The sequence below is a fragment of the Amycolatopsis sp. NPDC024027 genome (assembly GCF_040638975.1).
Classification (GTDB): Bacteria; Actinomycetota; Actinomycetes; order Mycobacteriales; family Pseudonocardiaceae; genus Amycolatopsis.
This window is the reverse complement of the sequence record NZ_JBEZYY010000003.1, coordinates 478,768-497,033: the sequence shown is the minus strand read 5'-3', so window position 1 is coordinate 497,033 and position 18,266 is coordinate 478,768. Positions and strand designations below refer to the sequence as shown.

The window sequence follows — 18,266 nt, the reverse complement described above, 5'->3', positions numbered from 1 at the left end:
GGTCACCGGCGGCCAGCAACGATTCCCACCAACTCGGCCACATCAACCCCACCACCCTCGCCGGCGCCGTCCCTCACCGCGCCGCACCCGAAGGCAACTGACCACCGATCTCCGCCAGCACCCGCTCCACACCAACACGCTCCACCGGACTGTCAAACCGATCCTGCAAGCGCAAAGCCGCGTAAGCGAGACGACGAGCAGCGCCCCGGTCACCGGCGGCCAGCTCGATCGAGGCCAGCGCGAGCAGCGCGGCGGACTCGGCGTCCGGACGGCGGGTCCGGCGGGCCAGGCCCAGCGCGCGGTCCGCGCATCTCCGGGCGGCGAGCAGGTCGCCGTTCGCGCGGTGGGCGTCGGCTTCGGCGGCCAGGCACCAGGTCCAGCCGATCGGGTCGCCGTGCTGCTCCGCCAGGCCGCGGGCCTGTTCGGCGAGGCCGACCGCGGTCGCCGCGTCGCCGCAGGCCAGTGCGGTGCGCACGGCCACGAGCCGCACCTGGGCGCGGGTCTTCCAGTCGCCCGCGGCGTCGGCCAGCCGCAAGGCCTTCGCGCCGTGCACCCGCGCCGCGCCGAGGTCGCCGAGGTGGTCCCGGTACAGGGCGGCCAGCGTACCGTGGCAGCCCGACATTCCCGCCAGGTTGCCGGACTTCCGGAAGCACCCGACCGCCTCGCGCACGGCGGTGATCGCGCGGTGCCAGTCCCCGCACCGCTCGTACGCGTCGCCCAGCTTGGTCAGCACCTCCGCCCGCAGCGCGAAGTCGACGTCTCGCAGCGGCACCTCGTTCAGGATGGCGACGACGTCGGCGTACCGGCTGCGGTGCATCCGCGCGGTCGCCGCGACCAGCGCCGCGGTCACCCGCACCACCGGGTCGGGGCCGGCCACGGCCGTCAGCCGCGCGGCCGCCCGGGCGCCGTGGTCGGACAGGTCGAGCCGCACGAGCGGCGCCCGCAGCACCAGCAGCAACGCCGCCGCCGGACGGAGCAGGCCGCCACGCACGGCCAAGGCGAACACCGCGAGCAGGAGGTCGACGTCCGCGCCCACCCACGACAGCGGCTCCTTCACCACGCGCCCCACCACGTCCCGGCCCAGCGGCGCGGCGGTCTCGGCGAGCACGGTGTAGCCGACCGGGGCGCCCAAAATGCCCTCGTAGGCGTGCCGGGTCAGCGCGACCGCCCAGCCGGCCAGCCGGTTCAGGGGGCCCGCGTCGAGCGACGGGCCGACCGTCCGGCAGTAGGCCCGGACGAGGTCGTGCATCCGGTAGCGGGGCACGCCGTCGCGCCCCGGGCCGGCCTGGTCGAGGAGGTTCATCGCGCACAGGTGCGCCAGCACCTCCTCGGTGCGGGCGAGCGGTACGTCGAGCACGGGCGCGAGCGGCCAGCCGGTGAACGTGGCCGATCCGATCGCCGCCAGCGCCAGCATCGCGGCCCGCGTTTCCCGGTCCAGCAACCGGAAGCTGGTGTCGAGACTGTCCCGCACGCTGCGCTGCCCGGCCACCAGCTCCCGCATCCGCCTCGACTCGTCGGACAGCCGCGCGGCCAGCTCCGCCACGCTGAGCTTGGGGTACGCGGCGAGCTGCGCCCCGGCGATCCGCAACGCGAGCGGCACACCCCCGCACGCCTCGATCACCGTGGCGACCGTGCCCTTGCCACCACCGTCGTCCAGCCGCGCCGCGCCCGCGACGTTCGCCAGCACGGTCCCGGCCACCTGGTCCGACAGCGGCCCGAGCGGCACCCGGACCGCCGACTCGACCTCGGGCAGCACGGACCTGCTGGTCACGATCGTCGCGCAGGCCGGATCGGCGGCCAGGAGCGGCTCGATCTGCCCGGCGGTGGCGGCGTTGTCGAGCAACACGAGCACCCGTTTGCCCGCCGTGCGGCTGCGGAACTCGGCCGTGCGCTCCTCGACGGTGGCCGGCATCGACCGCGCCGGCACGCCGAGCGCGCGGAGGAAGCCGGCGAGGACGTCGTGCGGGGCGGCCGGCCGGGCATCGGCGCCCCGCAGGTCGGCGTAGAGCTGCCCGTCGGGGTAGGCGTGCACCGACGCCGCGCCCGCGTGCACGGCCAGCGCCGTCTTCCCGATCCCGGGCATCCCGGTGACCAGCACCAGCGGTGGCGCGTCGGTCCGGCGCGCCACCGCCGACCTGACCGCGGCCGACTCCGCCGCGCGCCCGGCGAACCCGGAGGTCCGCGGCGGCAGCTGGGCGGGCACCACGGCCACCGCCGGAGGCGTTCCGACGGCGAGGATCTCCGCCTCCAGCGCCAGCAGCTCCGGGGACGGATCCACGCCCAGTTCGTCCCGCAGCACGCGCCGGGCCTCGTGGAACGCCGCCAGCGCGTCGGCCCGCCGCCCGGCGCGGTGCAGCGCCAGCATCCGCCGGTGGTGCAGGCCCTCGCGCAAGGGGTGCGCTTGCACCAGCGCGCTCAGCTCGGGCAGCAGCCGCGCGGCCCGCCCGCACGCGAGCTCGGCGTCGATCCACTCCTCGACCAGGCACATCCGCAGCTCGTCCAGCCGGAGCAGCTCCGCACCGGCGAGGTACGGGGTCACCCCGCCCAGCGGAGTCCCGGCCCACCGGTCGAGCGCGGACCGCAGCAGGCCGGCCGCGTCCGCGGGGTCCCCGGCCGCCCGCGCCGTGCTGAGCAGCCGCCGTACCTCGTCGACGTCGACGAGGCAGTCCAGCAGGTACCCGCTCGCGACGGTGACCACGGCTCCGGCGGCGCCCGCCCGGTCGAGCGCGGCACGGAGCTTGGACACCTGGATGTGCACCTGGGTCCGCGCGGTGGCCGGTGGCAGCTCGCCCCACAGGGCGTCGATCAGCCGTTCCACCGACACCGGCTGCCGGCAGGCCAGCGCCAGCACGGCGAGGACCGTGCGTCCCAGCCGTCCCTTGACCGGGACCGGTGTTCCGTGGACCCGCGCGCCGACGGGACCGAGGACAGTGGCTTCCAGCATCCCCTGCCCGAACCTTTCGAGATCGTGTGACGACCACCCGGGGAGTTCCCCGAACCGGACGGAGCCGGGCACGGGGCACTCGCGCGCGGCCGAGCCGCGGTTCGGGGCACCGCCCGGTGGCGGCGCGCGCCGGCGTGGTCGAACAGGGCGGCGTAGCCGCCGGTGGAGTGAGCTCAGCCGAGGGCTTCGGCAGGCGTGCGGTGCGGCCGGAAACTCAGCCGACGCCTCACCCGTGTCCCCTGGCCATCAGAGGTCCCGCCGCTTCCGGTCCACAGTGGTTCGTCATGCGGGCGTCCGCCTTCCCCAGAAAAGTTCGGCCCAGTACCAAAAGTGCGCCGCCACCGCGTTCCCCGGCGGCCACTCTTGCCCTGCGCGAACGCTGCCAGCGGCGCTCGAGCACCGTCAACCAACCTGAAAACGTTTCGCGCTTAGCCGAAAGATAAGGTCGTTCCCCGGTTCGCGCAACCTCCCGGCGCCGGGCTGCCGGGCACCGCGGGGATCGGCGGCGGAGACAGCGATCGGGCACTGCCGCTGATTGTCCACTTTGACCGGTTCAAGGACAGCTTTCACGTTTCCCGGAGAAATATCTCCGGACATCCACCGTAATGGATTGTTTCAAACGGAGATCCACGATCTCGATGAACGCCGGATATCAAGCACCGCCCGAACGGCCCGGTTGGCCGAATGCGGTTACCCCGTTGGCCGCGTCGCGTCCGACCCGGCTTCGGGTAACGTCAATCGGTCGTCTCGTCGCCCTTCATCAAAAGCGTCAACGAGCGGAGGCCCGTTGAAAATCCTGCTGTTGTGCTCGGCGTTCAACGGACTCAGCCAGCGCGCTTGGCTGGACCTGTGCGCCCGCGGCCACCGCGTCACCGTCCGGATCGTGCGCGATCCGGGGGAAATCGCCGCGGCGGCCGCGGCCACCGATCCCGAATTGATCGTGTGCCCATTCCTGCGCCGGCGGGTGCCGGACGTGGTCTGGCGGCGCTACCGCACGATCATCATCCACCCCGGCCCGGAAGGGGACCGCGGCCCGTCCGCGCTCGACTGGGCGATCATGGACGCCGAGCCCACCTGGGGCGTCACGGCCCTGCAGGCGACCGGGGACCTCGACGGCGGGCCGATCTGGGGCACGCGGGTGTTCCGGATGCCGGCCGATCCGCCGCGCAAGAGCAGCCTCTACAACACCGAGGTGGCCGACGCCGCGCTGAGCCTGATCGGCGAGGTCGTGACCAAGGCCGAAGACCCCGGGTTCGCCCCGCGTCGCCAGGACCGCCGGGTGGGCACGGTCCGTCCCTTGGTCCGGCAGGCCGACCGGGCCTTCTCCTGGGGTGACCCGGCCGGCCACATCCTCCGTCGCATTCGCGCCGCGGACGGCCGCCCCGGGGTGCACACCGAGCTGGCCGGGGTGCCGGTCGCGGTGTTCGACGCCCGGCCCGGGGACGCTGCCCCCGGCGAACCCGGCACCATCGCCGGACGACGGCAGGGTGCCGTGCTGGTCCGGACCGGCGACGGCGCCCTGTGGATCGGGCACGCGCGGCGGCTGGCGCCCGAGGCCCCCGGCACGACGGTCAAGCTGCCCGCGGTTCTCGCTCTCGAGGACCGTCTCGGCGAGGTCCCCCGGATCGCCGGCCCGCCGGGCCTCGGGGAAATCGGCTACCGCCGGGCGGGCGACGTCGGCTTGGTGGACTTCGCGTTCTACAACGGCGCGATGTCCACCACCCAGTGCCGGCGGCTGGCCGCGGCCGTGCGCCACGCCGCCGCGCAGGACACCGCCGTCCTGGTCCTGGCCGGCGGCGAAGTGTTCTCCAACGGCCTGCACCTGGGTGTCATCGACGCCCACCCGGATCCCGCGGCGGAAGCCTGGCGGAACATCACCGCGATCGACGACCTCTGCCGGGAAATCATCGCCGGCACCGATCAGCTCGTGGTCTCCGCGCTCGCCGGCGACGCCGGCGCCGGCGGGGTGATGCTGGCCTTGGGCGCCGACAAGGTGATCGCCCGCGACGGCGTCCTGCTCAACCCGCACTACCGCACGATGGGCCTGTACGGCTCGGAGTACTGGACCTACGTGCTGCCCCGCCGGGTCGGCGAAGCACAGGCACACCGGCTGACCACCGACTGCGGACCGATCACCGCCGCCGGCGCGGCCGGGATCGGGCTCGTCGACCAGCTCGCGGCCGGCGACCGCACGAGCTTCCTCGAGGCCGCCCTGGACTACGCCACCGAACTCGCCGCCGGCGGGCACGCGCACGCCCTGCTCGACCGGAAACGGGCGACCCGGGAAGCCGACGAACACCGCAGGCCCTTGGAGACCTACCGGATCAGGGAGCTCGCCGAAATGAGCCACGACATCTTCGACGACCGCCACGGTTTCGCCCGCACCAGGCGCGCCTTCCTCACCGGCCGGCCCACCGGCCCGGCCACGCCGGATTCCCCCCGGCTGCCCGACCCCCGGATGGCGCCCGTGAGTTGATCGCGATCAGGGGTTTTTGCGCTGGTTGGCGTTGAAGCGCGCCTTCTTCTGGCGATTCCCGCACGTGTTCATGTCACACCATTTGCGCGTGCGGCTTTGGCTGGTGTCGAAGAAGGCGGCCCGGCAGGTCGGTGACCCGCACAGGGCCAATTTCCCGTCTCGTTCGCCCGCGACGATGCTGATCGCGTCGGCGGCGATCACGCCGAGGGCGTCCTCCACGCCGGAAGCCGAGCCGAGCTGCCACCGCCGATGACCTTCGGGCGTCAGGACGGCCGCGGCCCGGCCCCGCACGCTGCGGTCGTTGAGGACCTGGACCGCGGCCGCCGGAAGGGCGTCCTGGAGCGCCGCCGCGGTCGCTACGGCGTGGATCGACTCCCTCAGCTCGCGGGCCAGGCCGAGCTGCGCGGCGGTGCAGGACTCCACAGCGAGGCCGCTCACGGCCAGCCAGTCGACGAGCCGCTGCGGCGTGGGAATGCGCTCCACGGCGTCGCCACAGCGTTCCGTCAGAGTCGCCGTGAAGCTCGTCGCCAGCACGGTACCGAGGCGGAAGTCGGGGAACCCAGCGCGCATGGAACCACCTTAGCCGGTTGCCGGCCGGGTGGCCGGCGTGTTAGAACCGTCTTAGCCGGTTCCGCAATGATCAGGAGGTCTCATGCCCCAGCTCGCCAGCGATGTCCAAGCGTTCGAAGCCCGCGCCGCCGACGCCGACCTCGACGATCTGCGCGCGCGGCTGGCCGCGGCGCGGCTGCCGGAGGCCGAGACGGTCCGGCACGCCGCGCCCGGCCCGGCCCGATGGGATCAGGGCGTTCCCCTGGCCGACCTGGTCGACGTCGTGGACTACTGGCGCACCGGGTACGACTGGCGGTCGTTCGAAGACCGCCTCGACCGGATCGGCCAGTTCCGCACGACCATCGACGGGCTGGGCATCCACTTCCTGCACCGCCGGTCCCCGCGCGCGGACGCCACGCCGCTGATCCTGACGCACGGCTGGCCGGGCAGCATCGCCGAGTTCGTCGACGTCGTGGACGAGCTGGCCGATCCGGAAGACGCCGGCGCACCGGCGTTCCACGTCGTGGTCCCGTCGCTGCCGGGCTTCGGGTACAGCGACAAGCCGGCGACCACCGGATGGGGAACCGAAAAGATCGCGGTCGCGTGGGTCGAGCTGATGGACCGGCTCGGCTACCGCAGGTTCGCCGCCCACGGCGGCGACTGGGGCGGCAACATCACCACGGTGCTCGGCGGCCGGTTCCCGGCGCACGTTCTCGGCATCCACACCACGTTCGCGGAGGGGCCGCCCGGGCTGACCACGGACGGGCTGACGGCGGCCGAGCGCCGGTGGACCGAGGAAACCCACGATTTCTGGCACCACCGCGCGGCGTACGCGAAGCAGCAGGCCACCCGGCCGCAGACCATCGGCTATTCGCTCGTCGACTCACCGGTCGGGCTGCTCGCCTGGATCCTCGACAAGTTCGCCGAGTGGTCCGACACCGAAGACAGCCCCTTCGAGACGATTTCCCGGGACCGCATCCTCGACGACGTCACCCTGTACTGGCTGACGCGGACCGGCGCGTCGTCGGCCCGCATCTACTACGAGAGCCACAACTCGCTGGACCCCGAGCTCCGGGTCGACGTTCCGTCGGCGATCACGATGTACCCCCGCGACATCGAGAAGTACCCGCGCGCCTGGGCGCAGGAGCGGTACCGGCGGATCGTCCGGTGGCGGTCACCCGAGACCGGCGGGCACTTCCCGTCGCTGGAGGTTCCCGGGTACTTCGTCAAGGACCTGCAGGAAGGCCTCGCGGCCGTGCTGGCCGCCGATCGGTGACCGCGGCTAGCGACTCTGCGTGCATCGACAGGTTGCGTGTGGGTTACGGATCTCACTCCGATGCACCCGGATCGGCCACCCCGCGTCCTGCCTATGACGGTGGGTAATAGGGGGAGGGGTCTTCGATGGGTTTTCGCTCGTCACGACTGGTGCGGCGGCCGGGCACCTGGTTGACCGTCACCCTCGCCCTCGTGCTGGCCGGTGTCCTGATCATTTCCCTCGACGACAGCCCCGCCGCGCCCGGCCGGGCGGTCAGTGGTTCGCCCACCGCCGCGGCCACCACGCCGCCTCCGGTCGCCAAGGATCCGGCGTGGATGCACCCGTTGCGGCCGGGCGAAAAGCCCCCGCAGTTCGTGCTCTTCTCCTTCGACGGGGCGGGCTCGCACGAACACTGGAGCCGCTACCTCGCCCTCGCGAAATCCGTCAACGCGCACTTCAGCGGCTTCCTCTCGGGCATCTACCTGCTGACCGACGAGCAGCGGGCGCGCTACACCGGGCCCGGCCACAAGCCGGGCGGGGCCTCGATCGGCTTCGGCGGCAGTGCCGGGGACGTCGCCACCCGGGTCCAGGACCTCAACACCGCCGTCGCCGCGGGGCACCAGATCGGCACGCACTACAACGGGCACTTCTGCGCCGGCGCCGAGCCGAGCGTCGGCCGCTGGACCGCGGCGGGCTGGGCCGCCGAAATCGGCCAGTTCAGCCGCTTCGTCGACGACGCCCGCGATCGCCTCGGGCTGCACCTGTCCGCCAAGGACGTCACCGGCGGCCGGACGCCGTGCCTCGAAGGCAACTGGGCCGCGGCCTTTCCCGCCATGCGCGACGCCGGCTACACCTTCGACTCCAGCCAGCCGTCCGACGGCGTCAAGTGGCCCACCGAGATCGACGGCATCCGGGAGTTCTGGATGCCGTACGTGAAGGTGCCCGCGCTGCACAAAAAAGTCATCATGATGGACTACAACCTGTGGTATCAGTTCAACCACGCCAGGAACGACCCGTCCCACGCCGAGCAGTACACCCAGGCCACGCTCGAGACCTACCGCGGCGCCTACCGCGCCGCCTTCGACGGCAACCGCGCTCCGCTCGTCATCGGCAACCACTTCAACGACTGGGCCGGCGGGGCGTTCTCCCGGGCCGCGGAAGGCTTCATGGGTGAGGTGTGCACCAAACCCGAGACGGTCTGCGCCACCTACGCGGAAGTCACGAAGTGGATGTCGCTGCAGGACCCCGCCGTCCTGGACCAGTACCGGTCGATGCCGCCCGCTCAAGCCGGCTGAAGCGCGAGCGGGCGGCTCGCCGGCCGGCTCAGGAGACCGTCCACACCTGGCTCGAGGCGCCCGACCCGCCGAGCTGGCTGACCTGCGCACCGCTCGCCGTGGACGACCCGGACACCCCGATCACGAGGCCGCTGCCGACGTTTTCCAGGACGTACTGACTGCCGGTGAGGCTGCCCACCAGGTCCGCGGCCCACTGCTGACCGGCGGCGCCGGTGCAGGTCCACTGCTGCAGCTGGACGCCGTTCGCCGTGGACCCGTCCGGGACGTCGAGACACAGCCCGCTGTTGACGTTGACCACCGTGAAGACGTTGTCGGACACCTTCGTCAGCCGCCATTGCTGGTTGGTGCCCCCGTGCGCCGGCCACTGGATGATCTTGCCGCCGGTCGCCGTGGAGGCGCCCGAGGCGTCCATGACCATTCCGCTGTTGGCGTTCTTCAGCACGTGCGTGCCGGCGCTCGGCAGGCCCGAGTTCGCCGACCACGTCCCCGCGCCGGTGTCGAGGCTCCAGCTCGGGTACTGGCCCAGGTTGACCGTCGTGCCGCGAATCGTGAGCGGCAGCCAGATCAGCGGCGAATTGCCCATGGCGTTGCCCGTCCAGCGGTCGCCCGCGTAGATGTAGGTGGTCGCCGAGCTGCCCTGGACGGTGATGATGTTCGCGGTCTGGCTGTTGTAGGTGTTCGTGCCCGCCGCCGCGAAGTTCCGGAACGCCGACCACGGCCCGGCCATCGACGACGCGGTCGCGTACACGTTGTCGTTGGTGGCCCACCCGGTCAAGTGGGACGCCAGCAGGTAGTACGTCCCGCCGACCTTGATCACGGCCGGGGACTCGTAGTTGGGCAGCGTCGCCACCGCGCTCGCCACCGTCGTGTAGTCCGCGGACAGCCGGTAGATGCGGAGGCTGCGGCCGGCGTTCTCGCTCATCAGGTACGCCGACCCGTCGGTGTCCTGGAACACGCCGATGTCGCGGCTCTGGTTGCCCAGCGGCTGGAAGCTCCCCCGGTAGCTGTACGGCCCGCAGGGCGTGGGGCTGGTCGCCACGCCGACGCGCTGGTCGGAGTAGCTCGTGTTGTCGATGTGCAGGTACATCACGAACATCTTGGTGGCGGCGTTGTAGAGCACCTTGGGCCGTTCGACGATGCGGTTCGGCCCGAGGTCGCCGCTGCTCTGCTTCGCCAGCGCGATCCCCTGGTGGGTCCAGTTCGCCAGATCGGTCGAGGTGTAGCAGGGGATGTCCTGGAAGGCGGTGTTGGCCGTGGTCTGGCCGGTCTTGTCCTCGCCGAAGCCGTACCAGGTGTCCCCGACCTGCACGATGCCCATGCCGTGCAGCTGCAGCGCGCGGCCGGCGGTGTCGTACCGCGTGGCGCCGAGGGTGAACGTGTTCACCGCCGCCTGCGCCCGGGCCGCGGGCACCAGCAGGCCGGCCACGACGGCCAGCAGGACGGCGAGCAGGGCGAGTGGCCGGTTCGCCCGTTCCCTCGGGAGCCGGTGCGGTGAGCTGGACATCCTGGGTTCCTTTCCCTTGCCGCGCGGGTGGGTCATCGTGCGGAGAAGTCCTGGTTGGTGCCGGGGGCGTTCTTGCACGGCCACTGGTCCAGCTGCTGTCCCGCGGTGCCACTGGCGCCGTAGACGTCCAGGCACAGGCCGCTGTTCCGGTTCTTGAACTGCCAGCTGCCGTCGGACTGCTGCTGCGGTAGCCACAGGCTTCCGGCGGAGGTGTTCGCCGGCTGCTGGACGATGTCCGGGACGCCTTGCGCCGTCGAGCTGCCGGACACGGAGACGTCCTGGCCGGAGTTCCGCGCCCGCAGTTCGCCGTAGCCGCCGGAAGCCGCGACGAACTGGAACTGCTGGTTGCTTTGCCCGTTGCAGGTCCACTGGTCGATGACGGCACCGGAGGTGCTCGAGTTGCCGTAGACGTCCAGGCACAGGTTGCCGGCGACGGTGACCAGCGTGTGGTCGCCGCCCGGGAACCCGCCCGTGCCGCCGGAGATCGTCCAGGTGAAGGTCGCCGTCCCGGACGCGCCGGTGGTGTCGGTGGCGGAGACCGTCACGCCGTAGCTGCCGCCCGCCGCCGGGGTGCCGGTGATCAGGCCGGAGGAGGCGTTGATCGACAGCCCCGGCGGGAGGCCGGTGGCCGCGTAGGCCAGGCTCTGCCCGGCCGCCGAGTCGGTGGCGTGGATCTGCACGCCGCCGATCGCCGTCCCGGCGGTCCCGGTCTGGTCGCCGGGGCTGGTGACGGTGACGGTGTTGCCGCTCGCCGGACCCGTCGGCGTCAGGTAGATCGCGAAGGCGTCGTGCGAGGCCTGGAAGGTGAACGGGATCGTCACCGAGCCGCCGGCGGCGTTCACGTTCTGGCTGAAGACGACCTGCGGTGCGTTCAGCGGCGCCTGGTCGGGGATCCGCTGCACCACGACCTTGACGCTGCCGTTGCCGGCCAGCCACGGCACCGAGGACAGCCCGGTGAAGGCGACCGACGCGGGGCCGGTGTACCCCTTCTCGTCACCGATGACGGCGACGGCCCGGCCGGCCGCACTGTCCTTGGCCGCCGAGATCGCGGTGGAGCCGACCTGGCCGGAGGTGTTCACCAGCGTGCCGGTCATGTCCGCGTAGTCGCGAAGCGCCCACCAGTGGCCGGTCGGCAGCCAGGTCCCCCCGCTCTGGGTGAGGACTCCGGTCAGGTTCGGGGTCACGCAGCAGACCCAGTTGCCCCGCATCGCGTTGACGTAGTTCGACTGCGCGAAGCGCGCCAGGTACCAGGCCGTCACCCCGGCGGTCTGCCGGTCGGCCGGCTGGTATTCGTTGGCGGACAAGGGGATCGGCGAGAGGCCGTTGTTCGAGAGGTACCGGGTGATCGACTGGCCGACCTGCACCGGGTCGTCGCCGTCGCCCTCGTCGTGGTTGGTGATCTCGTCCGGCACGGTCCCGGCCGCCTTGGTGTGCGACAGGAACGCGTTCCACTCCCCCGGGTTCTGATCCGGCGTGAACGCCAGCGAGGGGCCCACGATCAGCGCGCCCGGCGCGAGCCGGCGGATCTCCCGGTAGGCGGTGTCCCACATCTGGAAGTACTGCGGGCTGGACACCCCGCGCGTCCAGAACGCGGAGATGTCCGGCTCGTTCCAGATGTCGTAGGCGAACTTCAAGCCCGTTCCCTGCAGGGCTCCCACGGTGGCGTCGATGAAGCTGATCCAGTTCGCGCAGTTCCCGTTGTCGCACGGGTACATCGTGTTCGACGGCTGACCGCCGTTCGCCCCGTAGATGTCGCTGACCAGCACCTGGTACTGGGCGTGGTAGGGCGGCTGGGTCAGCCGCTTCGCCTGCGCGATGATCGAGTTCAGGTCGGCTTTGGTGGCGCTGCCGTTCTGGTAGTTGTCCCGGATCCACCCGCCGGAGAACCAGCCACCACCGCGGAAGGCCGTGATGCCCAGCGGCTGCAGGTACTGGTCCGCCGGCTGCGTGCCGTCCTGGCTGATCCCGTACAGGAACCCCTCACCGACCGCGGTCGACGGCCCGCGCGCCGACGCGAGGTCCACCGTCATCGACTCACCCGCGGCCGCCTCCCCCGAAGCCGCCGGCAGCACCGGGAACGCCACCACCAGGACCGCCGCGGCCACCGAAGCCAGGCGCCCCAGCCGGAGATTCGTCTTCATCGACTCCTCCTGCGGTTCGCGAGCGTCGAACCGGTTCGCCCGGTCGGCTCGCCGGAATAGTACGAACCCGGTCGGCCGTAGGTCAATGACGCCCGGCATCCACTGTCCACAATGGTCACTGTTTGAGTTCCACTCAGCCGCGGTCGATCGGTTAAAATTGTGGCTATAAAACAGCATTAGTCGTCCACGGCCCTCTGAATCGACACCCGGCTCTCGACAGCGGGGCCGGAAGGGGGATGAAAGTTACACCGCTACGAAGGCGCCGTCGAATCGGTTCGAGAACGATCGGCAGCCGCACTGGATGCTTTACACAGCGAGCGCGGCTTCCTACTCTTTCGTCTGGAAGCGCTCCCAGACTCGACGAAGAGGAGGCGGAGTGCGTACTTCGACGACGAAGGCAGTGGCCCGCGCGGTCGTGGCGCTGCTCGTGCTCGGCCTGACCTTGGCGGTTCCGGGAGTGTCCGCGGGCGCCCCCGCCGGGAAGTTCAACTACGGCGAGGCGCTGCAGAAGGCCGTCTGGTTCTACGACGCTCAGCGCTCCGGGGCGCTGCCCGCCGGCAACCGGGTCTCCTGGCGCGGCCCGTCCGCCCTCGACGACGGCAAGGACGCCGGCCGGGATCTGACCGGCGGGTTCTACGACGCCGGTGACCACGTCAAGTTCGGGCTGCCGTTCGAGTTCAGCATGACCATGCTCGCCTGGGGAGCGCTGGAGAACCGCACCTCGTACCAGAACTCCGGCCAGTGGTCCGCCCTGCTGTCGAACCTGCGCTGGGGTGACGACTGGCTGATCAAGGCGCACCCGCAACCCGACGTGCTCTACGGCCAGGTCGGCAAGGGCGACGACGACCACAAGTGGTGGGGCCCCGCCGAAACGATGGCGATGGCCCGGCCCGCCTACCGCATCGACGACTCCTGCCCCGGCTCGGACCTCGCCGGCGAGGCCGCCGCGCAGATGGCCGCGAGCTCGATGGTGTTCCAGGCCGACGACCCCACCTACGCGGCGACCCTGCTCACCCACGCCAAGCAGCTGTACTCGTTCGCCGACAACCACCGGGGCGTCTACTCGAACTGCATCACCGACGCCCAGAACTTCTACAAGTCCTGGAGCGGCTACCAGGACGAGCTGGTGTGGAGCGCGATCTGGCTCTACAAAGCCACCGGCGACGCCGGCTACCTGACCAAGGCACGCGCCGAGTACGAGAAGCTGGCCACCGAACCGCAGACCACCACCCGCTCCTACCGCTGGACGCTGGCCTGGGACGACAAGTCCTACGGCGCCTACGTCCTGCTCGCCCAGCTCACCCACGACCCCGAGTACGTCGCCGACGCCAACCGCTGGCTGGACTGGTGGACCACCGGCGTCAACGGCCAGCACGTGCCCTACTCCCCCGGCGGGCAGGCCGTGCTCGACCAATGGGGCTCGCTGCGTTACGCGGCGAACACCGCGTTCGTCGCGCTCACCTACGCGGATTCGTTGCGCGCCACCGATCCCACCCGTGCCACCACGTACCACGACTTCGGCGTGCGGCAGATCAACTACGCGCTCGGCGACAACCCGCGCGGCGCGAGCTTCGAGGTCGGGTTCGGCGTCAACCCGCCGCGCAACCCCCACCACCGCACCGCGCACGGGTCCTGGGCCGACAACATCAACGAACCGGCGCAGAGCCGGCACGTCCTGTACGGCGCGCTCGTCGGCGGCCCGTCCTCGCCCAACGACGCGTACACGGACGACCGCACCAACTACACGATGAACGAGGTGGCCCTCGACTACAACGCCGGCTTCACCGGCGCCTTGGCCCGGCTCTACGGCGAGTACGGCGGCACGCCACTGGCCGCCTTCCCGCCGAAGGAAACCCCCGACGGCCCCGAGATCCTGGCGCAAGGCGCGCTCAACCAGCCCGACGGCGGCACGTTCACCGAGGTCAAGGCGTACGTGATCAACAAGTCGGCGTGGCCGGCCCGCACGTTCACCGGCTCCCTGCGCTACTACTTCACGCTCGACGGCAGCACCACGCCGGGCCAGATCTCGGTCACTTCCGCGTACAACCAGTGCGACGCGCCCACGCTGCACCAGTTCTCCGGCGCGGTCTACTACGTCGAGGTGCCGTGCTCCGGCGGCGTCGCCCCCGGCGGTCAGTCCCGTTACCGCAAGGAGGTGCAGTTCCGGATCGCCAGCACCGGCACCTGGGTGCCCGGCAACGACTGGTCGCACACCGGCCTCGCCCCCAGCGGGAGCGCGCCGGCCGACAACCCGCAGCTCGTGCTCACGCAGGGCGCCACGGTGGTGTGGGGCAGCCAGCCGGGGCAGTCCACGGGTGACACCACCGCGCCGACCGCACCCACCGGGGTCACCGCCACCGCCGGCAGCACCGGTGCCACCCTCACCTGGACGGCCGCCACCGACGACGTCGGCGTCGCCGGCTACGACGTGCTCGACTCGGCGGGCGCGACGATCGGCAGCACCACGGGCACCAGCTACCAGGTCACCGGCCTCACGCCCGGCACCGCGTACACGTTCTCGGTCCGCGCTCGCGACGCCGCCGGCAACCAGTCGCCGCTCAGCAGCCCGGTCGCGGTCACCACCACGACCACCGGCACCGGCACCGGCTCGCTCGCGGTCCAGCAGCGCGGTGGCACCGCCGCCACCGCCAACCAGATCCGGACCAGCCTCCAGATCGTCAACCGGGGCAGCACGTCCGTGCCGCTCAACAGCGTCACCGCGCGCTATTGGTTCACCGGCGACGCCGCCAACCCGGGCTACCAGGTCTGGTGCGACTACGCGGTTCCCGGTTGCGCCAACGTCACCCTGCGCGTCGTGAAGCTCAGTACGCCGCGCCCGGGTGCCGACGCCTACGTCGAGGTCGGCTTCAGCGGCGGCACCCTGGCCGCCGGCGCGAACACCGGCGAGCTCCAGATCCGCGTCGCCAAAGCCGACTGGGCCGCCTTCGACCAGTCCGACGACTACAGCTACCGCACCGCGGCGTCCTTCACCGACCTCGCCACCGCCACCGCCTACCAGTCCGCGGCACTGGCCTGGGGTACCGAACCCTGATGCCCGCTCAGTCCGTGCGCCGGTCCGGGAAGCCGAACGTGGTGACCAGCGCCGGATCGTGGAACTCGACCACGTGGGAGATGCCGGTGACCGTCGGGGTCAGCACCACGATGCCGTGGGCCCGGAGTTCGCCGCCGGTGTCCCGGTGGTAGACGGCGGCGGCGGGCTGGCCGTTGGCGGTGGTGGCGCTCATCCGCCAGTCGCCGGGCCGGCCCAGCACGTACGTTTCGAGGAGGTGGAGGCACTTCACCCGGCCCGCGTACCAGTCGCGGAACGGTGCCGCCTCCAGCGTGGCGTCCGCGCGCAGCACCCGTTCCAGGAGGCCGGCGTCGGAGCGTTCGAACGCGGCGATGTACCCCTCGAGCAGCGCCCGCGCCCGCCGGTCGGTGGGTTCGAGCAGGTCCTCGGGGGGTGTTCCGAGGTCGTCGAGCCGGGCCCGGGCGCGTTGCAGGCCGCTCTTCACCGCCGCCGTGGTGGTGCCGAGGATCCGGGCCGTCTCCGGTGCGGTGAACGCCAGCACCTCCCGCAGGAGCAAGATCGCGCGCTGGCGCGCCGGCAGGTGCTGCAAGCTGACGACGAGCGCGAGCCGCAGGGACTCGCGCGCCACCACGGCCGCCGCCGGATCGGCGACCCAGTGGTCGGGCAGCGGCTCCAGCCAGGAGACTTCGCCCGGCGCGGCCGGGGCCGGCGGGCGCTCGGGTCCGTCGTGCGGACCGCTCAGCCCGGAGGGCAGCACCCGGTTCCGCCGCGGCTCCAGCGCGGTCAGGCACACGTTGGTGGCGATGGCGTAGAGCCACGACCGGATCGATGCACGGCCTTCGAAGCCGGCGTAGGACCGCCACGCCCGCAGGTAGGTTTCCTGCACCAGGTCCTCGGCGTCGTGCGCCGAACCGGCCATGCGGTAGCAGTGCGCCAGCAGCTCCCGGCGGAACCCCGCCGTTTCGGCGGTGAACCGGTCATGGTCGCGCGCGGGCGCCGCCGCGGATTGCCTGCCTGCCATGCGTGCTCCTCGTTCTCACCGATCGACCTCTCCTCCGGTACGACCGGCACGCCGCGGAAAAGGAATCGAAGCACAGGTCAGCAGCCCTCCGCGAACGGCGGCACCCGCGGTCACACGTCGTCGAGCCGGAGGATCAGGCCGCGGAGTTCGCCACGGCATCTTCGGTGGTGCGGCTCCGGGTACTGCTTCGCCGGGTGCGGGCGTGGTGCCGTTCGGACGGCGTCCTCGGCGGCCGCGTCCGCGGTGCCGGTCACGGCAGCAGCGCCAGCTTGCCGACGGTCGCCCGGGCGGCCAGTTCGCCGAGGGCCTTGGGGCCGTCGGCCAGGTCGTAGGTGGCCGGGCGCGCGGGCGGGACGACGCCGGCCGCGACGAGCGCGGCGAGCTCGCCCATGACCTCGCCGAAGATGCCGGGTGCGGCTTGGATCAGGGTGCCGATGTTGAGGCCGATGACCTGGACCTGGTGCCGGTACACCAGGTCCCAGTTGGTGAGCGAAGCTTCGCCGCCCGCCAGGCCGTAGACGACGACCCGGCCGGTGACCGGCTTGGCCGCGGCCAGGCTCGCGGCGAACGCGGCCCCGCCGGCCGATTCCAGCACCAGGTCGGCGCCGGCCCCGCCGGTCAGGCGCCGGACCTCGGCGGCGAGGTCGCCGGCGCGGGAGTCCAGGACGTGGTCGGCCCCCAGCGCCCGCACGGTCTCGTGCTTGCCCGGTGCGGCGGTGGCGACGACGGTCGCGCCGTAGTGCTTGGTCAGGGTCACCGCGGCCTGGCCGGTCGCGCCCGCGGCGGCGGGGACGACCACGGTCTCCCCCGCCGTCACCCGTCCGAGCGGCTTGAGCGCGGCGAGCGCGGTGGGCCAGTTCACGACCAGGCCCAGCACCTGCTCGGCGCTCCAGCCCGCCGGCACCGGCATCGCGGCCGCCGCCGGCAGGACCAGGTACTCCGCGAAGGCGCCGTCTCCGACGCCGATCACGCGCGTCCCCGGTGGCGGCCCGGTCACCGCCTCCCCCACCGCCACGACCTCGCCGGCCGCCTCGAAACCCGCCCGGTACGGCGGTTTCGGGCCGTCCCGGAAGGTGCCGTGGGCTTTCGACAGGTCGGCGAAGTTGACGCCGGCGGCGGCAACCCGGATCAGAACCTCACCCCGGCCCGGGCTCGGCACCGGCACATCGGTGATCAGGCGCATGTCCTGCGGTCCGTCCAGCGAGGTCTGCTGCAGGGCGCGCATGGTGGCGGGAACGCTCACGGTGATCGGCTCTCCTTCTCGGTCGGCTTCGACAGGGAGACCGCGGCAGCCCGCGAAAGGAATCGACGGCCTGGCCCAGCGCCCGTAAGAGATCGGTAACCGCGCACCGGGCCTCAATGGGCGATTCGTCCCGTTGACTGAACCGGCAGGAGAGCGAAGGCGGAGGAGCGCGAGATGAACCGGACGCGGCTGGTCAGGCGGCCCTGGGTCTTGAGCATCCTGGTGACGGGCGTGGTCGCCGTCGCGGCGGGGTTGTTCTGGTTCCAGCCGTGGCAGCTGGTGGTGGACGAGACGGTCCAGGAGGAACTGCCGGCCGCCGCGCCGGTGCCCGCACCACCGTCGACGCCTCCGTCGCCGTCCACATCGCTTACGCCGTCCACTTCGGCCAAGCCCGCCGAACTCGCGGGCGGCACCCTGATCAGCCACGAGCACCGGACCACGGGCACCGTCCGGGTCCTGCGCGCGGCCGACGGGTCACTCGTGCTGCGCCTGGAGAACCTGGCCACCAGCAGCGGCCCCGACGTGCACGTCTGGCTCACCGACGCACCGGTGAAACCGGGCAAGGACGGCTGGGACGTCTTCGACGACGGCAAGCACCTCGACGCGGGCATGCTCAAGGGGAACAAGGGAAACCAGAACTACCCCCTGCCCGCCGGCACCGACCTGACCGCCTACACGAGCGTGAGCCTCTGGTGCGACCGCTTCGACGTCTCCTTCGGCGCGGCGGAACTGGCGCGCCCGGCCTGACACCTGGCGGATCCGCCCCTGCAGCCGATCCGGCGGGCGGTGCCCCGACACCGTTTGAGC

The 18,266-nt window shown here is 71.9% G+C and carries 12 protein-coding genes; 5 read left to right on the top strand and 7 right to left on the bottom strand.

Going from position 1 to position 18,266, the window contains the following annotated elements; genetic code table 11:
* Window positions 1-73: 73 nt before the first annotated feature.
* Window positions 74-2,944 (bottom strand): BTAD domain-containing putative transcriptional regulator, encoded by a 2,871-nt coding sequence (locus AB0F52_RS11565; protein WP_360168062.1) that lies wholly within the window; start codon window positions 2,942-2,944, stop codon window positions 74-76.
* Between the two features lie 787 nt (window positions 2,945-3,731).
* On the opposite strand from AB0F52_RS11565, the gene AB0F52_RS11560 reads away from it, so the two are divergent.
* The gene (locus AB0F52_RS11560) at window positions 3,732-5,420 is read left to right on the top strand and encodes an enoyl-CoA hydratase-related protein (RefSeq protein WP_360168059.1); all 1,689 of its coding nucleotides are present in this window, start codon (window positions 3,732-3,734) and stop codon (window positions 5,418-5,420) included.
* Between the two features lie 6 nt (window positions 5,421-5,426).
* Here AB0F52_RS11560 and AB0F52_RS11555 read toward each other — a convergent pair whose 3' ends face one another.
* Window positions 5,427-5,990 (bottom strand): CGNR zinc finger domain-containing protein, encoded by a 564-nt coding sequence (locus AB0F52_RS11555; RefSeq protein ID WP_360168056.1) that lies wholly within the window; start codon window positions 5,988-5,990, stop codon window positions 5,427-5,429.
* 82 nt (window positions 5,991-6,072) lie between these two features.
* On the opposite strand from AB0F52_RS11555, the gene AB0F52_RS11550 reads away from it, so the two are divergent.
* Window positions 6,073-7,245, top strand: a complete 1,173-nt coding sequence (locus AB0F52_RS11550) for an epoxide hydrolase (protein WP_360168053.1) — start codon at window positions 6,073-6,075, stop codon at window positions 7,243-7,245.
* Between the two features lie 125 nt (window positions 7,246-7,370).
* Window positions 7,371-8,519 (top strand): polysaccharide deacetylase, encoded by a 1,149-nt coding sequence (locus AB0F52_RS11545; RefSeq protein WP_360168050.1) that lies wholly within the window; start codon window positions 7,371-7,373, stop codon window positions 8,517-8,519.
* Between the two features lie 28 nt (window positions 8,520-8,547).
* On the opposite strand, the gene AB0F52_RS11540 is transcribed toward AB0F52_RS11545, so the two are convergent.
* Together AB0F52_RS11540 and AB0F52_RS11535 are read right to left on the bottom strand one after the other, a co-directional pair.
* A complete protein-coding gene (locus AB0F52_RS11540; protein WP_360168047.1) occupies window positions 8,548-10,023 on the bottom strand; it encodes an RICIN domain-containing protein in 1,476 nt (491 codons plus the stop codon).
* A gap of 32 nt (window positions 10,024-10,055) precedes the next feature.
* Window positions 10,056-12,164, bottom strand: coding sequence for an RICIN domain-containing protein (locus AB0F52_RS11535; protein ID WP_360168044.1), 2,109 nt, complete (start codon window positions 12,162-12,164; stop codon window positions 10,056-10,058).
* Between the two features lie 376 nt (window positions 12,165-12,540).
* Here AB0F52_RS11535 and AB0F52_RS11530 point away from each other — a divergent pair, with 376 nt between their 5' ends.
* Window positions 12,541-15,216 carry a glycoside hydrolase family 9 protein gene (locus tag AB0F52_RS11530; RefSeq protein ID WP_360168041.1) on the top strand — a complete coding sequence of 892 codons (2,676 nt, stop codon included), beginning with the start codon at window positions 12,541-12,543 and terminating at the stop codon, window positions 15,214-15,216.
* Window positions 15,217-15,223: 7 nt separating this feature from the next.
* On the opposite strand, the gene AB0F52_RS11525 is transcribed toward AB0F52_RS11530, so the two are convergent.
* The 3 genes from AB0F52_RS11525 to AB0F52_RS11515 form a co-directional block, all read right to left on the bottom strand.
* On the bottom strand, window positions 15,224-16,216 hold the full coding sequence (locus AB0F52_RS11525; protein ID WP_360168038.1) for an RNA polymerase subunit sigma-70: 993 nt from the start codon (window positions 16,214-16,216) through the stop codon (window positions 15,224-15,226).
* A gap of 110 nt (window positions 16,217-16,326) precedes the next feature.
* Window positions 16,327-16,470, bottom strand: coding sequence for a hypothetical protein (locus AB0F52_RS11520; RefSeq protein ID WP_360168035.1), 144 nt, complete (start codon window positions 16,468-16,470; stop codon window positions 16,327-16,329).
* Complete coding sequence (locus AB0F52_RS11515; RefSeq protein WP_360168032.1) at window positions 16,467-17,459, bottom strand: zinc-binding dehydrogenase; 993 nt, start codon at window positions 17,457-17,459, stop codon at window positions 16,467-16,469. The genes AB0F52_RS11520 and AB0F52_RS11515 overlap by 4 nt, the downstream gene beginning before the upstream one ends.
* 174 nt (window positions 17,460-17,633) lie before the next feature.
* Here AB0F52_RS11515 and AB0F52_RS11510 point away from each other — a divergent pair, with 174 nt between their 5' ends.
* Entirely contained in the window at window positions 17,634-18,206 is a 573-nt protein-coding gene (locus AB0F52_RS11510) for a DM13 domain-containing protein (RefSeq protein ID WP_360168029.1), read from the top strand.
* Window positions 18,207-18,266: the final 60 nt, after the last annotated feature.